21 protein-coding genes and 1 tRNA gene are annotated in these 20,685 nt (G+C 62.8%); 16 read left to right on the forward strand and 6 right to left on the reverse strand.

All coding sequences use genetic code 11. From position 1 onward, the window contains the following. Position 1 precedes the first annotated feature (1 nt). The 4 genes from F3H96_RS11645 to F3H96_RS11660 all read left to right on the forward strand — a co-directional run bounded on the left by F3H96_RS11645 (position 2) and on the right by F3H96_RS11660 (position 4,730). Positions 2 to 1,030 (forward strand): thiamine pyrophosphate-dependent dehydrogenase E1 component subunit alpha, encoded by a 1,029-nt coding sequence (locus F3H96_RS11645; protein ID WP_149801886.1) that lies wholly within the window; start codon positions 2 to 4, stop codon positions 1,028 to 1,030. Next, complete coding sequence (locus F3H96_RS11650) at positions 1,030 to 2,028, forward strand: alpha-ketoacid dehydrogenase subunit beta (protein WP_149801887.1); 999 nt, start codon at positions 1,030 to 1,032, stop codon at positions 2,026 to 2,028. Before F3H96_RS11645 ends, F3H96_RS11650 begins: the two co-directional genes overlap by 1 nt. A gap of 3 nt (positions 2,029 to 2,031) precedes the next feature. Further along, complete coding sequence (locus F3H96_RS11655; RefSeq protein ID WP_149801888.1) at positions 2,032 to 3,447, forward strand: pyruvate dehydrogenase complex dihydrolipoamide acetyltransferase; 1,416 nt, start codon at positions 2,032 to 2,034, stop codon at positions 3,445 to 3,447. Between the two features lie 113 nt (positions 3,448 to 3,560). Continuing rightward, positions 3,561 to 4,730, forward strand: coding sequence for a DUF930 domain-containing protein (locus F3H96_RS11660; RefSeq protein ID WP_149801889.1), 1,170 nt, complete (start codon positions 3,561 to 3,563; stop codon positions 4,728 to 4,730). A gap of 1 nt (position 4,731) precedes the next feature. On the opposite strand, the gene F3H96_RS11665 is transcribed toward F3H96_RS11660, so the two are convergent. Further along, positions 4,732 to 5,406 (reverse strand): HAD family phosphatase, encoded by a 675-nt coding sequence (locus F3H96_RS11665; protein ID WP_149801890.1) that lies wholly within the window; start codon positions 5,404 to 5,406, stop codon positions 4,732 to 4,734. 86 nt (positions 5,407 to 5,492) lie between these two features. Beyond that, complete coding sequence (locus tag F3H96_RS11670; protein WP_149801891.1) at positions 5,493 to 6,134, reverse strand: hypothetical protein; 642 nt, start codon at positions 6,132 to 6,134, stop codon at positions 5,493 to 5,495. 188 nt (positions 6,135 to 6,322) lie between these two features. On the opposite strand from F3H96_RS11670, the gene F3H96_RS11675 reads away from it, so the two are divergent. The 5 genes from F3H96_RS11675 to ptsP are packed head-to-tail and all read left to right on the forward strand — an operon-like array spanning position 6,323 to position 11,032. Continuing rightward, positions 6,323 to 6,760 carry a transcriptional regulator GutM gene (locus tag F3H96_RS11675; protein WP_149801892.1) on the forward strand — a complete coding sequence of 146 codons (438 nt, stop codon included), beginning with the start codon at positions 6,323 to 6,325 and terminating at the stop codon, positions 6,758 to 6,760. A 51-nt stretch (positions 6,761 to 6,811) separates the two neighbouring features. Beyond that, positions 6,812 to 7,579: a PTS glucitol/sorbitol transporter subunit IIC gene (locus F3H96_RS11680; RefSeq protein ID WP_149801893.1), complete on the forward strand. Its 768-nt coding sequence runs from the start codon at positions 6,812 to 6,814 to the stop codon at positions 7,577 to 7,579. A 15-nt stretch (positions 7,580 to 7,594) separates the two neighbouring features. After that, positions 7,595 to 8,599: a PTS glucitol/sorbitol transporter subunit IIB gene (locus tag F3H96_RS11685; protein ID WP_149801894.1), complete on the forward strand. Its 1,005-nt coding sequence runs from the start codon at positions 7,595 to 7,597 to the stop codon at positions 8,597 to 8,599. Between the two features lie 27 nt (positions 8,600 to 8,626). Further along, the gene (locus tag F3H96_RS11690; protein ID WP_149801895.1) at positions 8,627 to 9,007 is read left to right on the forward strand and encodes a PTS glucitol/sorbitol transporter subunit IIA; all 381 of its coding nucleotides are present in this window, start codon (positions 8,627 to 8,629) and stop codon (positions 9,005 to 9,007) included. Between the two features lie 45 nt (positions 9,008 to 9,052). Continuing rightward, positions 9,053 to 11,032, forward strand: a complete 1,980-nt coding sequence (ptsP, locus tag F3H96_RS11695; RefSeq protein WP_149801896.1) for a phosphoenolpyruvate--protein phosphotransferase — start codon at positions 9,053 to 9,055, stop codon at positions 11,030 to 11,032. A 20-nt stretch (positions 11,033 to 11,052) separates the two neighbouring features. Here the strand turns inward: ptsP and F3H96_RS11700 are convergent, their stop codons facing one another. Beyond that, the gene (locus tag F3H96_RS11700) at positions 11,053 to 11,826 is read right to left on the reverse strand and encodes a hypothetical protein (protein WP_149801897.1); all 774 of its coding nucleotides are present in this window, start codon (positions 11,824 to 11,826) and stop codon (positions 11,053 to 11,055) included. 154 nt (positions 11,827 to 11,980) lie between these two features. On the opposite strand from F3H96_RS11700, the gene F3H96_RS11705 reads away from it, so the two are divergent. Together F3H96_RS11705 and F3H96_RS11710 are read left to right on the forward strand one after the other, a co-directional pair. Continuing rightward, positions 11,981 to 12,994 carry a sugar-binding transcriptional regulator gene (locus F3H96_RS11705; protein WP_149801898.1) on the forward strand — a complete coding sequence of 338 codons (1,014 nt, stop codon included), beginning with the start codon at positions 11,981 to 11,983 and terminating at the stop codon, positions 12,992 to 12,994. A 632-nt stretch (positions 12,995 to 13,626) separates the two neighbouring features. Continuing rightward, positions 13,627 to 14,478, forward strand: coding sequence for a PDZ domain-containing protein (locus tag F3H96_RS11710; protein ID WP_149801899.1), 852 nt, complete (start codon positions 13,627 to 13,629; stop codon positions 14,476 to 14,478). Positions 14,479 to 14,781: 303 nt separating this feature from the next. On the opposite strand, the gene F3H96_RS11715 is transcribed toward F3H96_RS11710, so the two are convergent. After that, positions 14,782 to 14,858: transfer RNA gene (locus tag F3H96_RS11715), tRNA-Pro, on the reverse strand. Between the two features lie 517 nt (positions 14,859 to 15,375). Next, positions 15,376 to 15,561, reverse strand: coding sequence for a DUF3606 domain-containing protein (locus tag F3H96_RS11730; protein WP_149801901.1), 186 nt, complete (start codon positions 15,559 to 15,561; stop codon positions 15,376 to 15,378). A gap of 192 nt (positions 15,562 to 15,753) precedes the next feature. On the opposite strand from F3H96_RS11730, the gene F3H96_RS11735 reads away from it, so the two are divergent. From F3H96_RS11735 to F3H96_RS30460, 5 genes are all read left to right on the forward strand, one after another. Further along, entirely contained in the window at positions 15,754 to 16,572 is an 819-nt protein-coding gene (locus F3H96_RS11735) for an ATP-dependent DNA ligase (RefSeq protein ID WP_244619969.1), read from the forward strand. A gap of 142 nt (positions 16,573 to 16,714) precedes the next feature. Beyond that, the gene (locus F3H96_RS11740) at positions 16,715 to 17,542 is read left to right on the forward strand and encodes a class I SAM-dependent methyltransferase (RefSeq protein ID WP_188131357.1); all 828 of its coding nucleotides are present in this window, start codon (positions 16,715 to 16,717) and stop codon (positions 17,540 to 17,542) included. A gap of 396 nt (positions 17,543 to 17,938) precedes the next feature. Further along, a complete protein-coding gene (locus F3H96_RS11745; RefSeq protein WP_149801903.1) occupies positions 17,939 to 18,208 on the forward strand; it encodes a hypothetical protein in 270 nt (89 codons plus the stop codon). A gap of 122 nt (positions 18,209 to 18,330) precedes the next feature. After that, positions 18,331 to 19,221 carry an FHA domain-containing protein gene (locus F3H96_RS11750; RefSeq protein ID WP_149801904.1) on the forward strand — a complete coding sequence of 297 codons (891 nt, stop codon included), beginning with the start codon at positions 18,331 to 18,333 and terminating at the stop codon, positions 19,219 to 19,221. A 591-nt stretch (positions 19,222 to 19,812) separates the two neighbouring features. Then, positions 19,813 to 19,962 carry a hypothetical protein gene (locus tag F3H96_RS30460; RefSeq protein WP_188131358.1) on the forward strand — a complete coding sequence of 50 codons (150 nt, stop codon included), beginning with the start codon at positions 19,813 to 19,815 and terminating at the stop codon, positions 19,960 to 19,962. Between the two features lie 235 nt (positions 19,963 to 20,197). On the opposite strand, the gene F3H96_RS11755 is transcribed toward F3H96_RS30460, so the two are convergent. Continuing rightward, a complete protein-coding gene (locus F3H96_RS11755; protein WP_149801905.1) occupies positions 20,198 to 20,461 on the reverse strand; it encodes a hypothetical protein in 264 nt (87 codons plus the stop codon). Positions 20,462 to 20,685: the final 224 nt, after the last annotated feature.

Raw genomic sequence — 20,685 nt, forward strand, 5'->3', positions numbered from 1 at the left:
CATGGCCGGAGCCAGCAAAGCCGTCGTCGATAGCCGCGCGAACCTGCCTTTCGTCTACCGCCAGTACAGCCCGGAGCAGCTTAGAGAGGTGCTTCACAAGATGTACCTCATCCGGCGCTTCGAAGAGGGCGCGGAAGAGTGCTACATGCGCGGCCTCATCCACGGCACCATGCACCTGTCGATCGGCCAGGAAGCAAGCGCGATGGGCGTCTGCATGCCGCTGGCAGCGGATGACCAGATCACCTCGACGCATCGCGGCCATGGCCACTGCATCGCCAAGGGCGCCGAGGTCAGCCGCATGTTCGCGGAGTTCTTCGGCAAGACCACCGGTTACTGCAAGGGCCGCGGCGGCTCCATGCATATAGCCGATGTCGCCAAGGGCAATCTCGGCGCCAACGGCATCGTCGCCGGCGGCATTCCGATCGCGGTCGGTGCGGCGCTCTCGTCGAAGATGATGAAGACCGGCAAGGTCGTGGTCTCCTTCTTCGGCGACGGCGCCAACAATGAAGGCGCCTTCCACGAGGCGCTGAACATGGCGGCTATCTGGAAGCTGCCGGTGATCTTCGTGTGCGAGAACAATGGCTACGGCATGTCGACCTCGACGGCGCGTTCGACGGCGGTGAAGAACATCGCCGAGCGCGCGGCCGCCTATTCGATGCCCGGCGTCATCGTCAACGGCAATATCCTCTCCGAGGTGGCCGAGGCGTCCTTCAAGGCGGTCGAGCGGGCACGCGCGGGCGAGGGGCCGACGCTGATCGAATCGAAGACCTACCGCCATCGCGGCCACTCCAAGAGCGACCGCAACCGCTACCGCACCAAGGAGGAGATTGAGGACTGGATGGAGAACCGCGATCCGATCACGCTCTTCGAGACCGAGTTGCGCGATTTCGGCTTCATTGACGACCAGGGCATCCAGGCGATCCGCGACGCGGTTGCGCGCGAGATCGCCGACGGCATCGAGTTCGCCAAGGCGAGCCCCGCGCCGGAGATCGCCGCTCTTCAAGACTATGTCTACACGGAGCAAGCGTGATGGACGCCGCGCTGCGTGAACTGAGCTACGCCCAGGCGATCCAGGAGGCCATGGCGATCGCCATGGACATGGACGATCGCGTCTTCCTGATGGGCGAGGATATCGGCGTCTATGGCGGCGCCTTCCAGGTCACGGGCGATCTGGTGGAGCGCTACGGCGCCGACCGGGTGATCGACACGCCGATCTCCGAACTGGGCGGCGCGGGCGTCGCGGTGGGCGCCGCCGTCACCGGCATGCGGCCGATCTTCGAATTCCAGTTTTCGGATTTCGCCACGCTCGGCATGGAGCAGATCGTCAACCAGGCGGCCAAGATGCGCTTCATGCTTGGCGGCGAGGTTTCGGTGCCGGTGGTGATGCGTTTCCCGGCCGGCTCCGGCACGGGCGCGGCCGCGCAGCACAGCCAGAGCCTCGAGGCCTGGCTCGGCCATGTGCCTGGGCTCAAGGTCATCCAGCCGGCGACGCCGCATGACGCCAAGGGCATGCTGCTTGCCGCGGTCGCCGATCCGGACCCGGTCATGATCTTCGAGCACAAGCTGCTCTACAAGATGAAAGGCCATGTGCCGGAAGGCCACTACACCGTGCCGATCGGCAAGGCCGAAATCCGCCGCGAAGGCCGCGACCTCACCATCGTCGCGACATCGATCATGGTGCAGAAGGCGCTCGACGCCGCAGCAGCACTCGAAGGCGAGGGCATCGACATCGAGGTGGTTGACCTGCGCACGATCCGGCCGCTCGACAGGCAGACCGTCATCGACAGCGTGAAGAAAACCTCGCGCCTGCTCTGTGTCTACGAAGCGGTGAAGACGCTTGGCATCGGCGCCGAAGTGAGCGCGCTGGTCGCCGAAAGCGAGGCGTTCGACTATCTCGATGCGCCGATCGTGCGCCTGGGTGGCGCCGAGACGCCGATCCCCTACAATCCGGACCTGGAAAAGGCGACGGTGCCGCAGGTCCCCGACATCATCGCCGCCGCGCGCGACCTCGTCAAAGGGGTCCGCTGAACGATGCCGACCGAAGTCATTCTTCCCAAGGTCGACATGGACATGGCGACCGGACAGATCTCGCGCTGGTTCGCCGAGGAGGGCGCGCACGTCAACAAGGGCGACGTGCTCTTCGAGATCGAGACCGACAAGGCGGCGATGGAGATCGATGCGCCGGCCAGCGGCACGCTGCGCGACGTGACCGGCAAGGAAGGTGTCGACATTCCGGTCGGCGCGCCTGTTGCTTGGATTTACGCCGACGACGAGGTTTATAGCGCACTAATCTCCCCCCTTGAGGGGGAAATGTCGGCGAAGCCGACAGACGGGGTCGCCGCAAGAGGCACCGCCCCGTCCAGCAGTGCCCTTGCGCCGCGTCCGGTCGAACCGACCCCACCCGACCGGCCTTTGGCCGGCCACCCTCCCCTCGAGGGGGAGGGGAAAACCCGCGCCACGCCACTAGCGCGCCGATTGGCGCGTGAGGCAGGTCTGAGCCTATCCGCCGTATCAGGCTCCGGCCCTTACGGTCGCATAACGAAGGCCGACATCGAAGCCGCGCTTTCCTCCCCCCTCGAGGGGGAGGTGTCCGCGAAGCGGACGGAGGGGGTCGCTTCGGAAGGCATCGCCCATTTGGCGCCGAGCCCGGTCGAACCGACCCCTCCCGACCTGCCTGCGGCAGGCCACCCTCCCCCCAAGGGGGAGGGGGACGTGCTGCGCCTGTTCGCCGAAGGCTCCTACGAGCTGGTGCCGCATGACAATATGCGCAAGACCATCGCGCGCCGCCTGGTCGAGGCGAAGTCCACCATCCCGCATTTCTATTTGACGCTCGACTGCGAGCTCGATGCGCTGCTTGCGCTGCGCACGCAGTTGAATGCGGCGGCGCCGATGAAGAAGACCGACAAGGGCGAAGTCCCCGCCTACAAGCTCTCGGTCAACGACATGGTGATCAAGGCCATGGCGATGGCGCTGATGGCGGTGCCGGATGCCAATGCCTCGTGGACCGACAGCGCCATGGTCAAGCACAAGCACGCCGATGTCGGCGTCGCCGTGTCGATCCCCGGCGGCCTGATCACGCCGATCATCCGCCATGCCGATGAAAAGACGCTGTCGGTCATCTCCAACGAGATGAAGGACCTGGCCAGCCGCGCCAGGAGCCGCAAGCTGAAGCCGGAGGAATATCAGGGCGGTACGACGGCGGTGTCCAATCTGGGCATGTTCGGCGTCAAGGACTTTGCCGCCGTCATCAACCCGCCGCATGCCACGATTTTGGCCGTCGGCGCGGGCGAGCAGCGGGCGGTGGTGAAGGCCGGCGAGATCAAGATTGCCACCGTCATGTCGGTGACGCTCTCGACTGATCACCGTGCCGTCGACGGCGCGCTCGGCGCCGAACTGCTCGGCGCCTTCAAGCGCATGATCGAAAACCCGATGGGCATGCTGGTGTAGGCCGGTGCCTGTCGGCCTGTGTTTGCTTTGATCACCGAGTTGTCAGGCAGCTAGCTCGCGTCGACCAATTCCAGCGCTTGAAGCCGCCGCCATTTCGTTCCACATCGAGCCGAATGACCGGCAAGATGCGGGAATGGTTTCGGAATTGGCGATGGGCCCTGGCCGCATCGCTATTCCTGCATGCCCTGATCGCAACGTTCTTGTTCTTTGGCTTGCCGAGAGCCGACCAGCAGCCGGACCAGCAGGAAAAGCCGGTCAATGTCGCGATCGTGCCGCCGCCCGATCTGCCCAAGCCGAAGCCTGCTCCAAAGCCGCCGGAGCCGACGCCTGAAAAGAAGGCTGAAAAGCCGCCTGAGCAGCCCGTGCCAAAGCCACCGCCTCCGCAGCCGCCGCAACCGCCGGATATCCCGGTTCTGAAGCGCGTCTTCCAGTATGGCGAGAAGGATACCGGGCCGGAGAAATCTCTCGACGGCGGCAGCGCTCCAGCCAAAGCGCCGCCGCCGGCCCAGGATGAGGCCGCGAAGTCGCCTGTCGCACCGAAACCCGCGCCCAACCAGCCCGCTCCGCCTGCAACTCCCGAGCAGCAGACAGATTCCGGCAAGGCCCAGGAGAAGTCGGAAACCGCCGCGCCGGACGAAAAACCCGCGCAAACCGAGAAGAAGCAGGCGACCGAGGACAATGATAAACAGCAGCAGGACAAGCAGGAGCCAGCTCCGCAGGCCGCCGAAAAGCAAGCGGCCGAAGCGCCAAAGCCGTTGACAGCCGAGGCCGGCGACAAGCCCGCATCCTCGGCCGAAAAATCAAAGCCTAAACCTTCCAGGGCGATAAAATTCAAATCCGCAAGAGCTTTGAGAGCGCCAAGCGGGACCCCAGGAAGGTCAAACCCCGCCGACACCGAAGTTACGGGATCGCCGATCTATTCCGGTCTTCCAGGCGTCAGAAAGCTCTACTCGCCGGGTGCAACGGGCAACGCGCTGGCCGCAAGTTCCATGGAGAAGGTGCCGCGCGATCAGCGCATTGCCAACCTTTGCGCCAACGTCCTGAACCAGGAACTGCAAAGTGCCGACTATTCTCCCAAATGGCTGCCCACTATTCCGCTGAAGACAGGCAATGTGCTCAACCCTCCTCAGGCCGCCTTCAGCACGACAACCCAATGGTACGATCTGAGTTTCCGCTGCGAGGTCGACACCGATGCAACGAGGGTCCTGTCCTTCAACTTCCGTGTGGGGGGATTGGTCCCGCCCGGCGAATGGACCCGGCGTCGATTCCCCAGTTTGCGGTAGATCAGGCCGGGACACCAAGCCCAGCCAACTGCCGGCCGACTTCATGCCAGTCGGCGCAGATGAAGTTGGCGCCGGCAGCCTTCAGCCGCGCCGCGTGCTCGGGATAGGTGTGGCCGCCCCCGGTATACCCGATCGCGATCATGCCGGCCGCGACCGTGCCCTGGATCCCGAAAGGCGAATCCTCGACCACGATGCAGTCGGCGGGCTTTGCGCCCATCTTTTCGGCGGCGAACAGGAAGATGTCGGGCGCCGGCTTGCCGTTCTTCACCATCGAGGAGGAAAAGATCGCCTCGCCGAAGAAGCGCGAAAGTCCTGTCACCGACAGGCTGTGGTTGATGCGCTCGACCGAGGATGACGAGGCGACGCAGCGGTCGCCGGTAAGCGCGCCCAAGAACGGCGCGATCCCCGGCGTCGGCTTGAGCTCCTCGGAAAACAGCACCTTGGTCTCCGCCCAGATGTCGCCGTCGGCGGCGAGCGGGAACTGATGGCCGGTCAGTTCCCTGATTTTGACGATGATGTCGGCCTGCTTCATGCCGATGCATTGGGCGATGATGCCGCCATGCACGCCGGGCATGCCGTGCTTCTCGTAGACGCGCTCATAGGCCTTGGCGGCCAGCGGCTCGCTGTCGACGAGAACGCCGTCGCAGTCGAAAATCATCAGTCTTGATCGCGCCATGCGCCTCTCCCCGGGCCTCTATCCGAACCCGCACATCGCTATCGATAAAAAGTCAGATGTTCAATAGTGAGGCGACCCCCAACGCATCATAGCTGGCGCAGCGCCTCGCTCACCGGCGAGGACCCAAGCGCGCGCTGCATGGCCTGGCGCGACTGGGCGCGGTCGGGCGTGATCCAGTTGGGCTCTGCGCCCAGGAACCGGTCGAGAAAGGCCACGGCATAGGCTGGCATTTCCGTTGCATTCTCGCGATAGGACCACCAGGTGCGCAGGTCGTCGGCGCATTTGTCGATGCTGGGCGCGGTGCCGAACTCCTGCTCGTGCACGGCCAGTATCGCCGACACGCAGTAGTTGGTGTAGAGGAAGCCCTCCGGCCAGAAACGCACAATTTCGGCCGTGCCGGCATTGGCCTCGGTCTCGATCATTTCGGTGAGCCCCGAGATCTCGCGCGCCGGCCCTTGCCGGATCAGCTCGCGCAGCACCAGCCCGGCGGCGAAGACGATGAAGTCGGCGCGATCTATCGCCGCGAATCGCTTCTGCGCTTCCATCACTTCGATCCAGTCGAGGAAGGCGCGCGTCAGTTTGGCCTCGTCGATCTCGAAACGCACGCCGAACGTCTCCGACACCACCTTGGCGCTGCTGCGGAAGGTGGCGCGGAACCAGCGCAACTGCCGCAGCCGGTGGCGAAGGTCCGGCATACGCGCAAGTTCGTGCCTGAAGGGCAGATCCATGTCTCATATCCCGTTTGACGACAGGCTACCACAGGCGTTGCCGATGCCGAAACGGGCAGCCGCCTGTGGAGCGTTATGACCGCTAATATAATACATGTTGACATTCTAGGAAACAAATGTTCTCACTTTCGGGTCATCTCGCCTCCGTTCAATATGTGCCGGAGAAAGAGACTCGGGAGGAAACCGAAATGGCGATCTGGCAGTGGGCGCTGCTTCTGCTGTTTGTTGTCTGGGCGCTGCAATCGCTGGGCGTCTGGCTGCAGATGCGGCATTATTCGGACGTCTTCAAAGGCGTCACCAGCCAGTACAAGGACGGCTTCGTCGGCGCCGGCAATTTTCGCGGCCGGCTCGCCAAGGGCACCATCGCCCTGGTCGTGGTGACGCCCGATCTGATCGTTCGCCGCATGATGATCATGAGCGGCCGTTCGGTCCTCACCAAATTCAAACGACATGAAGAATTCGAGGGCATTCCCCTCGATCGACTCCGGTCCAACCCTGCAATCATGGGGGAGGGGGAACCCGGTATGGCCGAGGCCGTGAAGCGGGCGATCGAGCAGATCGATCGCGCGCGGTTGGAGCCGGGGAAGAAGCCGGGCCTGTCCGGCTTGAATGTAGCAAGGGCTTAAACGACGCCGGCAGCCGGCTGGGAACGACCGGCAGGGTCATAAGGAGGAGAAATGTCTGTATTTTCGTTATTGGCGCAGCATGCCGACCTGGCGGTGCATAACCTGCATGTGGCGGGCACCATGGTGTCGGACGCTGCCTGGCACGGCAAGCTTGGTGTGGAGCACGCCACCGATCATCTCGTGGTCCTGGCACAGGCGACGACCGACAATGCGCCGGTCACCGCCGATCAGCTGAAGGAGCAGCTGAAAAACGTGCAGCAGGAAGAGCAGCTCGGCTGGCTGACCGCCATCGGCAAATACTTCATCGGTATCTTCCAGAAGGGCGGCGAAGTGTTCGCCGGCTTCGTCACCGGCATCATCCCGACGCTGGTGGTGCTGATGACAGCCTTCTACGCCATCACCGAACTGGTCGGCGAAGAGCGTGTCCATGGCCTGGCGCGCGGTGCCGGCCGTATCGCCCTGACCCGCTATACGGTGCTGCCGGTGCTGGCGGTGTTCTTCCTTACCAACCCGATGGCTTACACCTTCGGCTCTTTCCTGGAAGAAAAGCACAAGCCCGCCTTCTATGACGCGGCGGTGTCTTACGTGCATCCGCCGCTCGGCCTCTTCCCGCATATCAACCCCGGCGAATACTTCGTCTGGGGCGGCATGCTCGTCGCGCTGCTCGACCTCGAGAAGCGGGGCGTCATCGCCGGCGGCTATCACGTCAAGGTCGCCATCTGGTACGCCATCGTCGGCCTGGTCGTCATCCTGCTTAAGGGCATCCTGACCGAGCGCATCACGGCCATCATGGCGCGCCGCCAGGGCGTCGAGCTCTAGGGGCGGGAGGACACCATGGACAAGACATACAAAGCCGTAAAGATCTCGAGGGGCTCCACCGGTTGGGGTGGGCCGCTGGTCATCGAACCGACCGATCAGCGCAACAAGGTCGTGTCGGTCACCGGCGGCGGCATTCACCCGGTGGCGCAGCTCATCGCCGACATGACCGGGGCAGACGCCGTCGACGGTTTCAAGGCGCCGCCGATCGAAAGCGAGATGGCGGTCGTCGTCGTCGACTGCGGCGGCACCGCGCGCTGCGGCGTCTATCCGCGCAAGCGTATCCCGACCGTCAACCTGACACCGGTCGGCCAGGCGGGTCCGCTCGCCCAGTTCATCACCGAAGACATCTACGTTTCGGGCGTGAAGCCTGCCAACGTCACAATGGCGGACGGATCCGAGGCGGTCACCACTGCGGGGGGAGCAGCATCGATGGTTTCAAGCAACACCAATACAACCAGAGCGGCGGAGCCGCTGCCGAGCGAAGGCGGCCTTATCGGCCTGATCAGCTCGATCGGCCGCGTCATGGGCCGCGTGGTCGGCATCTTCTTCAATGCCGGCCGCCGCACCATCGATCAGGTGGTGCGCAACGTGCTGCCTTTCATGGCCTTCGTGACCATGCTGATCGGCCTGATCCTCTACACCGGCATCGGCGACGTGCTGGCGCAGCCGATGGGTCCGCTGGCCAACAACATCGTCGGCCTGCTGGTCATCTCGGCCATCTGCGGCCTGCCGTTCCTGTCGCCCATCCTGGGACCGGGCGCGGTCATCGCGCAGGTCATCGGCGTCGCCATCATCGGTCCGCAGATCGCCAACGGCACCATCTCGCCGGCAATGGCGCTGCCGGCACTCTTTGCCTACAACACCCAGGTGGGCTGCGACTTCGTCCCCGTCGGCCTGGCGCTCGGTGAAGCCAAGCCGAAGACGATCGAAATCGGCGTGCCGGCGGTGCTCATCAGCCGCCAGATCATGGGCCCGGTTTCCGTGCTGATCGCATGGGTCGTGTCCCTGATCGTGTTCTAAGACGTCCAACAAAACGAGGTTCGCCATATGTCGGTTCTTCTCAAGACACGGGTCACAGCAATAGGACCCGAAGTGGCGGACCTCGCCGAGGGCGGCGTGGTCATCCTGTTCGCGGATGGCTCGCCTCCCGAGCTGGCCGAAGTCTCCGTGCTGCACAAGACGGAAGTGGGCCCAAGCGACGACGGGCCACGCAAGGGCGCGTCGATCACGCTCGGACCGGTTTCTGCGACCATTACGGCGGTAGGCGAGACGGCCTGGAGCAAGGTCCGCGAAATGGGCCATGTTGTCATCTCTTTCAACGGCGCCGCCGAGGCCGAGAGGCCGGGCGAGCTATGCGCATCCGAGATCGACACCGGAGCGCTCGTGACCGCCCTGACGCCGGGCGCTGTCATCACCATCGCCGCCTGACAGGATTTGCCGTCCGAAAACGGCGCCATAAGCTAGAGTATCGCCATGGAACGCTCGACCATCGTCAGAGTGCATGAAGGTTTGCACGCCCGTCCCGCCACGCGGTTCGTAAAACTCGCCAAGGGTTTCGAATCCGATGTCGAACTGGTCAAGGACGGCAAAGCGGTCAGCGCCAAGAGCTCGGTCAAGCTGATGCTGCTGGCGGTCAAGGAAAATCAGGAAGTCACCGTGCGCGCCAACGGCGCCGACGCCATCGAGGCGATCGAGGCGCTGATCGGCTATCTGGAGAACCCGCGCGCCGGTCTCGACGACGAGAGCGAGGCGGGCGAGCCGGATGCCGCGGCCGTGACAGCGCCTCCGGAGGCCGTGCCGCCGGCGGCCGCCACGATCAACGGAACGCCGAAACTCCAGGGCGTCGCTGCCAGCGAAGGCGTGGCCATCGGGCCGGCCTTTGCGCATTTTCCGGCCGAGGTCGAAGGACCTGGCCGGCGCCTGCAACCTGGGGAGATCGACGGTGAGCTCGATCGGTTCCGTGGCGCCGTATCGACCGTCCAGCAGCGCATGGATCGCACGCTTGCCGAAGACAATCTCTCGGCGGGCGACCGCGGCATCGTCGCGGCCTTGCGCGACATCGCCGCCGACGACAGCCTGACCGGCGAGGTCGAAAAACTCATTCGGGAGGGCGACGACGCAGTGTCGGCCGTTATCGGCGCAGCCTCTGCCATCGCCGCCGATTTCAGCGCGGTCGACGACCACTATCTCAACGCGAGGGCCGACGACGTCCACGCCGTCGGCCGCCAGATCTGCCTGGTGCTGCTCGGCCAGGACGAGGTCAGCCTGGAGACCATTCCTCAGGGCGCGATCCTGATTGCCGACGACATCGGCGCCTGGGACCTGGCGCGCGCGCCGCTGAAGCGCATCGGCGGCGTGGTCTGCGGCCATGGCGGCGCCACCTCGCATATCGCCATCATCGCGCGTTCGCACGGCATTCCGGCGGTGCTGGGCCTCGGCGAAAAGGTCAACGAATTGCGCACCGCCAGGGAGGTTGCGGTCGACGGCAATGCCGGGCATGTGATCGTCGATCCGGACGAGGCCGCGCGAGCGGATTTCACCCGCCGGGTCGAGGCGGCGGCGCAAGAGCGCGCCGGCCTTACGGTATTCAAGAGCGTAACGCCCACCCGCGCCGACGGCACGGTGATCGAGGTCGCGGCCAATATCGGCTCGCTCGAGGAGATCGAGGCGGCGCAGGAGGCCGGCGCCATGGGCGTCGGACTGTTCCGCACCGAGCTGCTCTTCATGCGCCACATGCATTTGCCGTCGGAAGACATGCAGGCTGAGACCTACGGCGCTCTGGCCAAGGCGTTCGCGCCGCACTCCGTCATCGTGCGCACGCTCGACATCGGCGGCGACAAGCCGATCGCCGGCATCGAATTCCCCGACGAGGAAAATCCCTTCCTCGGCTGGCGCGGCATCCGCATGTGCCTGGACCGGCCAGACATCTTCAAGCGGCAGCTGCGCGCCCTGCTGCGTGCCGCCGTACACGGCAACATCAAGGTCATGCTGCCGATGGTTTCGGAGATTTCCGAAGTAGCGCGGACCCGTGCGCTGATCGAAGAGTGCGCTGCCGAACTGAAGGCCGAAGGCTTACCGCATGCGGCCTTCGATCTCGGCGTGATGATAGAGACGCCCGCCGCCGTGCTGATCGCGCCGGCGCTGGCCAGGGAAGTGGCGTTCTTCTCGATCGGCACCAACGACCTGACCCAGTACATCATGGCCGCCGACCGCCTCAATCCGACGGTCGCCAAACTCAACGACGTCACCAATCCGGCGGTGATGTCGGCGATCGAGCTGACGGCCCAGGCGGGCGTCGCCGCCGGCATCATGGTCGGCATGTGCGGCGAAGCGGCCGGACGTCCGGATCTGATCCCGGCCTTCATCAAGATGGGGCTGACCGAGCTCAGCATGAGCCCGGCCTCGATCCAGCGCGCCAAGAAGACCATCGCGGCCATGGCGGCCGAACGATAGCGGATCCTCGCGGGCGGCGGTTACGTCAGATGCGCAAGCAGGGTGGCGAGAACCGGTGTCAGTTCCTGCACCGCATTCGGCTGGGCGCAGGCCTGCCGGATGCGATCCTCCCGCACCTCGGCCGCCAGCACCGCGATCTCGAGAATGTCCGGCTCCGGCGGGCCATCGGCCTTCGTCGCCAGTCCGCAGGCAAGCACGACCGGCGCAAGACACTTGATGTCGACGGACAGGTCGCTGGGTATCGGCGAACCGATCTCGCCAGGCTGAACCGGACGGTGGTTGAGGCATTCGACAAGCAAGGCAGCGCAGGCTGCCGCGACCTGGTCGGTGGCTGCCGCGTCCGCCGTGGCGCCAGCCAGAAGATCGGCGTGACGCTTGCGCATGGCGGTGTGGACGGCGGAAAAACTCGCCTCGTGAACGCGGGGATTGTCGATGCCGTAGCCGGCGAGAATCGCACGGGTCAGATAATACATGTCGCGCCTGAACTGCCGTTCGCCGCCGATCTGCCGGTCTTCATCGCCTTCCGGGAAATAAGTCCGCAGGCTTTTGACCATCGTGCCGTCGACCTTGAGCGGCCGGGAATGCGGAATGAAGGATTCCGCGATCGTCAGCGCCTCGTCGACTGCGCTTGCGGCATGGCCAAGCAGAGACTTGCCCGGGAACGGCGGCAGGTTGGCTATTTCGGGCGGCGGCTCGCCGGCGCTGTCATGGCGGCTTTGGCGGATGACGTCGCGCAGTTCCCGAAGCCGGTCCTTCAGGTTGGCTCGCACGTCCTCGGAGATTTGTCGCAGCATCGGCAATTGCCTCGAAATGCGGAAGCCCGTCACGGCTCGGGAGCGTCAGCCACCCTCTCTAGATTGTTCGTGTCGATTGGTAGATCAATAGACGATATTTAACCAGCATGCAGAATCGGCGGCGCCGCTATCGTCGCCGGGTTTGGAGGGGAAATTGGGCAGGCGACGGCAGGGCGAATCCGAAAGCGGCGGGGCGGTGGCGGAGGCATCCGAGCAGATCGTCAATGAGAGCCGGACCGATCGCCTCAGGATCCGCGCCGCCTGGATGTATTTCGTCGAGCAGATGACGCAGAATGAGATCGCCGACGTGCTCGGCGTCGGCCGCGTCACCATCGTGCGCATGCTTGCCGAGGCAAGGGCGCGCAACGAGGTGAAGATCACCATCGAGAGCGAGCTCCTGGAGATCGTGCGGTTGGAGCGCGCGCTGGAAAAAACCTTCGGCCTGCAGCAGGCGCTGGTGGCGCCGCTCACCGACCCCAACGCCGATCCGATCCCGGCAATTGCCGCCAAGACCGGCATGTTCCTGTCCGACGCGATGAAGTCCGGCATGCAGGTCGGCGTCGGCTGGGGTGTGACGCTGTTCAATTCCCTGCCGTTCATCAGCGCCAAATCGCTGACCGATTTCAAGGTGATTTCGCTGCTTGGCGGTGTCGGCGTCGCACGCCGGGTCAACCCGGCCGAGTTCGCCTGGCGCTTCGCCCAGATCTTCCAGGGTGACGGCTATCTGATGCCGACGCCGGCCGTCGTCGACAGCGTCGAGACCAAGATAGCATTGGTCGAGCGCTGCGGCCTGCAGGAGATCTTCGAAATGGCCGACTCGCTCGACGCCGTTCTTTTGAGCGTCGGCGGCATCGCTTCGGCCACCACCTTCTCGCGCGGCGGTTTTCTCAAGGAAGCGGACCGGGAGGCCCTGCTTGCGCGTGGCGCCGTCGGCGATCTTCTGTTCCATTTCTTCGACCGCAACGGCGATCTGGTCGACCATCCCGTCAACAGCCATGTGATGTCGGTTGATGTCGACCGCCTGCGCAAGGCGCCGATCCGCATCCTCACCTCCGGTGGCGCGGAAAAGACCGCGGCGCTGCTCGGCGCCATGAACCTGATTGCGCCGACCATCCTGATCACCGACGAGGAAAGCGCGCGCCGCATGTTGGCCGGGCATGCGGCTTAAGCGGCCGGAATGAACCGGCACGGATGATTCGTGCCGCCTTCGTGGGGATTTCAAGAACTTAAATGGTCGGAGTGGCCGGATTCGAACCTTATCCGGAGTCCTTATGTCCAGTGAGTGTGTAGATTGAATTTTCGAGGCTACCGGACCGCTTTCTCGATACCGCGCTCCGGCCCGATTAGCCAGCGCCGACTTCCGTTTGGAAGCGCCTACGTCCGTGTCACCCCTGTAACATGACCTAACTCATGCTCGCCCGCTTCCTGGCCATTACGCTCAGGGAAGGATTCGTGGTCGACGCAAGGACGGGCTGCCGATCCGTCTCGCCAATCTCGCGTTCGGACAGGACGACCGTGGGGGCATGATTGTAATAGAGGGACAAGCGCCGCATGATGGTCGCGTCGGCAAGCGGCGCGCGGCGATCACGGTAGAGGAGGTCGCGCGTGTATTGGGTGAGCTCAGCCGCCTAGCGGTGAAAGGCTGACGGAAGGCATCCAGCACTAAGCCGTCGGACGTCTGGTCAGCCCGACCGAGTTTTGGACCCGAAGCCGACATTCCGCGAGGGAGTCATTGTCGCACCGAGACCACAACTAGCCTTAGCTCAGCAGCGTTTCGGGTGGCACAGAGAGGATCAGGGAATGACAGCCGATCTAAGGTTCGAGTTAATCCGCCGTACCGTGGCGGAAGCCGTCGCGAATGAGGGTGAAGTGGCAGGAAGGCTTGAGCGAGCGCAGCAATTGTCCGCCGGGCACCCCGATGCCCTTGCCGCCATTGAGCGCCTCCGACCGATGGTGCAGACGCACCGCGCTCAGCTTGCTACCTACCTCGAGGAGTCCGGTGGGACCGAGCCGAGCGGCGAGATGACCAGTCCTCTGTCCGCATCGCCGGAGTCCAACGCACTCTCCGAGGCGCTGCGGGACCTATCCCTGGCGTTCCACAACTGCGCACTCGGCTACGCGATGCTGTTCGAGGTGGCGCTTCGGCTCTATGAGCCGCGTCTCAGGGAGATCGCGCCGAGGCATCTGAAGGCGCATGCCGACGCCGCACTATCCACGGCGCGGCTGTTGCCAGGGGTCGTGGCTCGGCAGCTCGCCCAGGACGGGCTTCACTGCGCATGTCTCTGCCCCATGTGCGGTCTCGGTGCCTGCGGCTGCGTGGACTATGGCACCCAAACCCTGACCACCGCCTGGCGCGATGCGGCTGCATCTCGGCCTGGTCTCCCCTGGCCTTCTGAAGTCCCGACCGAGTCGGAGCCGCCCGCTTTCGTCCTCCAAACTCCCAAGCCGGATAGCCAGCTGGCGCGGGCCGGAGTGCTAGGGGGAGAACTAGTCCTCGCGGTTGATGGCCAACAGGTGCGCGGCTTCTGGGACGTTCAGGTTGCGATCCGCAAGCACTCGCTCGGGGACGAGGTGGGTCTCCTGATCCAGCGCGGTTCGGAAACTCCTCGCGAGCTTAAGTGCCAGCACGTAAGCGAGTATCCGAAGACATAAGAGGGGGCGTCTGACGTCGTCTCGGCTAACAAGGCAGTGGAGCTGTCCGCTGGCGCGCGTTCGGCGTCCTTGGATCATGTGCCACGACTGGAGCGTCCCTTCTGTGACGTTCGAACGAGCGCGATTTCCAAGGTTAATCCGGGTACCAAATGTCTGATTTTATCCACTAGACTAATTCAGAAAGTGACCACGTCCCACCCCCGGGCAGCAAAGCGGGTGGCTGTCCGCTCCCCAGCCGTTACCCTGATCGGCTGGTCGAATGTTATCTGAGAGATGGACCCCCGATTAAGTCCTTGTTTTAATTGGTCGGAGTGGCCGGATTCGAACCGACGACCCCTTGACCCCCAGTCAAGTGCGCTACCGGGCTGCGCTACACTCCGGACCGCGCAAAGCCCTATATTCTCAAGGGTTCAGAAGCAAGAGGTGAATTCGTCGAAATTGGCGAAATGGGAACAAACAGTGTCTCGGTGTGCCTTTGGTGACCAAAAGTCACACCGAAAATCACACCGGATGTTCCAGTTATGTTCTGAGCGGCTAAGGCGCCTACCGCGGCGACGGTCACGAAGATCAGCCGTCGCGGCGCGCTCGCCCATCGCAGAGCGCGCGAACGCTTCGCGCCGGTGCGCTTTCGCCACTGATCCGAACGATTGTCGTGCCGAGACCTGTCCAAGCCCTTCTCCCCGGCAGGAGAATGCTCCCAAAACCGGCGATGAGTCTAGGAGGGGTCAACTTCTAGCTGTTCGTGTGCCGGTTGCTGATGCCAGATCACCTGGCGCAAGTCGCGCCTGTCTACCGCCTGACTGCAGGTGGGGCAGCGATAAAAATGGTCTACTTCGCTTTTAGGCTCTCCGCCATATCGTTTGCCAACGATTGGCAGGCCGAGATCGGAGAGCTTCGTCACCCCCGCAGCTTCCTAGCCTCGCGCTCCAATATCTTGCGATCGTTGCCGTGCTCGCCGATCAGTTGCCGGACCTGGTCGGGCGTTATGCGGTGCTGCTTCGCGAAATATTGGACTTCATAATCTTCGTCGGCTGACACGCGGTCGCGGTCCCGGAAATCTCTCTTGGTTTTGTCGTCGGCCATGGCTGTTCCTCCTGGGCAGAAAAAACAGCGACAGGGGCGCGAAGGTTCCGTCATTGCTTTTTCAGCGATTGCTAACGGAACGCTTAAGGCTGTGCGATATTGATTCAAATTGTTGGGTTGGAGTGCTTGTGCGTGCGCAAATCCGCCGGCGGTGTTCGGTTGTCCTTCATTCGTCCGATGGAGCCGGAGTTGATGGAGCAGCCCCCCATGGGCGACGCCTGGAGCCACGAGGTCAAATTCGACGGCTACCGGACCCAGGTCATCAAGGATGCTGACGGCGTCCGTCTCTATACGAAGACCGGCATCGACTGGACGTCGAAATATCGGCCGCTTGCCGCGGAGGCGAACAAGCTCGGGGCGGAAAGCTTCATCATCGAAAGTGAGACGATCGTCACCAACGAGGCGGGACTTTCCGACTTCCACGCATTGCGCTCGGCGATCACCAGGCGCCCGCAAGACCTTTACCTGGTCGCGTTCGATCTCCTGCATCTCAACAGCCACGACCTACGTGATATGCCGCTTAAAGACCGTCGGGAGATCCTGCAGGCGCTGATCCCCGCCGGTGGACGCATCCAGTTCAGCGAAGCTCTGCCCGGCACCGGCGATGCCGTCTACCATCTGGCCTGCGAAGTAGGCTTGGAGGGCATCGTTTCGAAGCGGTTGGACAGCGTCTATCGCAGCGGGTCTACGATGAGTTGGCGCAAGGTCAAATGCTACATCGAGAAGGAAATGGACATCGTCGGCGTGAAGCGGGAGACGGGCAAGCCGGCAATGGTGCTCATGGCCGACAACGGCCGCTATATGGGCGGCGCCTTCGTCACCTTCAAAGCCGACAAGCGGCAGGCACTATGGGACCGCGTTCAGGGCAAGACCGGCGCGCCCCCACCGAAAGGCTTGGCGAAGGAAAAGGCCGAATGGCTGAAGCCCGGATTGGTCGGCCGGGTCAAGTTCCTGAAGGGCGAGGCGAGGTTGCGCCACGCCTCTCTGAAGGACTTCTGGCAAATCCAATGAAGATACGCCTAGACGGCACTGTTGCAGATAATTATATTAGGCATCTCTAAAATAGATATGAGCCGCTCGGCTTCAGATTGCGCCAATGAGCCTGCATTCGTGCTCTGATTTGTTGTGCTTTTTCATTCGGAGGGGACGCAGCATGACAAGCGAACGTCATTACGAATACGAACTAGGACATTCGGAAAGAGAACTGCGAAGGCTGGCGAGGCAGGCCGCATTGGTTGACCCGATGACACGGGATTACCTGCGGCGAGCTGGCCTCCGAGCGGGAATGCATGTTCTTGACGTAGGGAGCGGTGCCGGCGATGTCGCCTTTCTCGCGGCTGATATTGTCGGACCCTCAGGTCTTGTCATCGGCTCTGATAGGTCAGCGGTGGCTCTCGAAGCTGCTCGGGCGAGAGCCGCGCAACGTGGTTTGGAGAATGTAATCTTCCACCAGTGCGATCCCGCAACCTTCGCTTTCGATGTATCATTCGACGCTATCGTGGGCCGATACGTCCTAATGTTCTCGCCCGATCCCGTCGAAATGTTGAGGGGGGTTGCGCGGCATCTCGGTCCCGGGGGCGTGATAGTATTCCACGAAGTTGATTGGACCGGAGCCGCCTCATTTCCCTCCGTCCCAACCTACGACAACTGCTTTCGATGTATCGCGGAGACATTTCGTCGGGTTGGGACCAACCCCAACATGGGCCTGCAACTCCATTCGACCTTCGTCAAAGCCGGGCTGCCGGCCCCTAGCATGGCGGTAAGTGCTCTCGCCGGCGGCGGATCAGACAGTCTGAGCGGCATTGATCTGATCTCTGATCTCGCAGCGACCATGGCTCCGGTCATGGAGCAGATGGGCGTTATCGCAACTTCAGAACTCGGCCCCGAGACGCTTCAAGATCGAATTCGCGCCGAGGCTTCAGCAAACGCAAGCGTCGTGGTCGGCCGATATGAGGTAGGCGCCTGGTCACGACGAATTTAGCGCCTTGGTGATGCGTGACCTCTCAATCGATATCCTCGACCAGCCGCCGCTTTATGCTCCGGGCGACGCTCATGCGGGGACATCGTCATCTCCATTACAGGTAAAAGCTCCCTTCGGCCAGATGCTCGAAGCAGAACCAAGGTGGCGCCTGCTTCGGCTTGGCGAAGCCCAACCTGCATCTTTGCCGCAACCGTCGTGTTCGCAAAAATGGTGCTGGACACCGGCCGGCGTGGCATATTCGGGGTTCGGCAGTCTGATTTCGTCGCTCATGGGTTACAGTGAACGAAATGAGAACAAAATAGTCAAGCGACCTCTTGACCCGACAGGAATATGTTCTCAATTCGAGGGATGCCCGAGCAACCGGAAAAGTGGCCGCGAGGCGCCGCCTGGACCCTGATGCGTGCCCACGATGCCGGGCAGGTGGCGGGCATCCGCTGCGCGCGTTGCAACGTCACGCGCTACTACAAGCCCCTCGAGTTGCGGGAGGTGATCGGCAACGTCACGATAGACGAGGTGCGGGACAAGGTCCGCTGCCAGCAGTGCAAGAGCCGGGAGTGGATGAGCGCGCAGCTGTTCCACCCAACCGGAGAGCAGGCCCACACGATCCGATTCCGGCGGTTGGTGCAAATAAGATGGGAGAAGCGGGTGATCTGGCGGGACGAGTGAAGTCAGTGCCTTTCCGTCGAATTGATCACGCCAAAGCACCGGCTGCCCCAAGGCGCGCAAGGAGATAAGTCAAGGGCAACTTTGGTATGTTATAAGTTGCGTTCTCGGGCGGATACGAGTCCATGGATCAGGAAAGACTTCTAGCCGCAGTCCTCTTAGCTGATGTCGTGGGCAGCACGCCGCTCTATGAGCGCATCGGCGACGATGCCGCTCTCCAGCAGATCTCGGATTGCATCGACGCGATACGCGAGATCGTCGCCCGGCACGGCGGTGACTTCATTTACTCAAAGGGCGATGACGTGCTCAGCCTGTTCGAAAGCGCCGAGGCAGCGCTGAAGGCCGTCTGCCAAATCAGCAGCCAATTGACGAAAGGGCCGTTGCGCGCCCGGATCGGATTGCATTTCGGAGCGGTTATTCGCGCGCGGGGCGCGGTATTCGGCGACGTTGTCAATGTCACCGCCAGGTTGTCCACCACGGCCAACCCCGGGGAGGTGCTGATAAGCCAGAGCTTCTTCGAAGCTCTTTCCGCGGGCAGCCGCAGTGCCTTGCGGCTCCTCGACAAAATGGCTTTCAAGGGAAAGCTAGAACTCTTCGATGTTTATGCCCTGGGGAGCGACGACGGGGCCTTCAGCACGCAGATCGCCAGCCGGGGAACGATTATCGACAGGCGCTCCGCCCCGCCGCGGCAGATCAATCTGGTCATCCGCTATGGAGATCAATTGCGATCCTGCCGAAACAACGAATTCGTGACGATCGGCCGGTCTCCGGAATGCAATATCGTCGTCCAGCGGCCCTGGGTCTCAAGGCACCACGCGACCTTCACTATGTCGAATGGCAAGGCCCGGCTTATCGAACGAAGCTCGTCGGGCACATTTGTGTCGATGGGACCAGACCATGAAGTCTTCGTGCGCCGCGAAGATATTCTCCTCTTCGGCTCCGGCGTCATCTCGCTTGGACGGAGATCGTCCCTCGGCGACGCCCAGATCCTTCACTACGAAATTCTCTCCGGCTGACCCGGCAGGGCTCGTTAGCCGCGATCGACCGCAAGTGGCCAGCATGCTCCGCTCCAAAATGATGAGGCGAAAGGAAGCGCGGGCCTGGGAGGCTCGCGGGGACCTTCACCTGCGCTATGGTGGTTCTGCTTGTTGTTGATCAGCGACCTCACCCGAAATTCTTCCATCTACGCGAGCATTGTATCGACGATTGCTACCCTTAATATGTCCGCGATCCTAAGAAGGTTCGCGGACATAGGTCGCCCGGAAACTTGCCCCGTAGGAACCAACCGACATTCAGAATGGGGCGCTGCCAATGGATGGAAGGTGGCTGCGGTCCTTTCATCCGGATGGGTTCTGGCGCCCAGAGATCCGAAATTCTGGAAACCACCTCTCCTGGTGGGGGGACTGCAGGCGTCTGGGCCGGCATTGACATCCACACGGCGTCGACCACGGTCGCCACCTAGGTCCGGCGTGAGAGAGCGCCACAGGAGGATGTATGGCGAGCGATCCAGTCACTAAAAATGCGGACTCGGGGCATCACGAAGTTGGTTTGCCTTCCGCTTTCTTCCTACATATCTATAGTGCGGACCCTTTGGAGAATCTGCTGCGATGATGGCTCTGTTTGTAGCCGTGACCGGCGCCATAGTCGTCGGTCTCGCCTATCTGTCCAAGCGAAGCTTCCACAAGACCATGGAGGAGCAGCGCGCAGAGGAGTCTGCCTTCAGAGAGAAGCTGGCTAATTTCGGACGAAAGAAGTAGCCGCCAGCACGCGTCCATATGGAGCGAAAATGCCGTTCAATGCGCAGCTCGCCTGGACACGAATCTGGAAAGCCAGAGCTAGCTCCACGGGTCGTCCAATGGTCTCCTCCACCTAGGCGAGCCACCCCGGTCAGGCTAGAGAAACCATGCCGGTCAACCTATTTTGTTGAATCATCTCCGACCCATGTAAGGGCAAGAAGCAACGGGGGCGCGCCTGTTCATAGACGCTTTCCCGCTAGAGCGCCTTTCCAGCGCGCAGCATAGCGCGGGCGATAGCCAATTCGGCTTCGACCTGGGCATTTCCCCTTTGGGTCATGTTGTCGGCCGCTACAAGCCTGCGCAAGGAACGCGCAACCTCACCGCCTGCCTCAATCATGCAGTCGACGATCGCCTGGAACCCCGGCTCCATGGCGTCCTGACAATCGATCTCACGACCGGGGTAATCGCCCTCATAGAGATTGGCAACAGAAGGCCCGGCACACTGATGGGGGTAGGCCATCGCAAGCCGGGCCTAACCGGTGGGTGTCGGGGGGCAAGACACGGCACCGGCTGACGAAGCACCAGCGTCGCTAATTCCCGCGCGGTCTGGCTCTTGGTGCTGGCAAGGTTTCACACGGGTTTGCGGCCAACTTGGCGATTCGCGGATCTCTTAGGTCCGTCGGCATTTCCCTCCCTTAGCCTGGACGGAGACACTAGCTGCCGATGCGTCGCAGGAGTCTACAA

This window comes from Mesorhizobium sp. NFR06 (genome assembly GCF_900115245.1).
Lineage (GTDB): Bacteria > Pseudomonadota > Alphaproteobacteria > Rhizobiales > Rhizobiaceae > Mesorhizobium.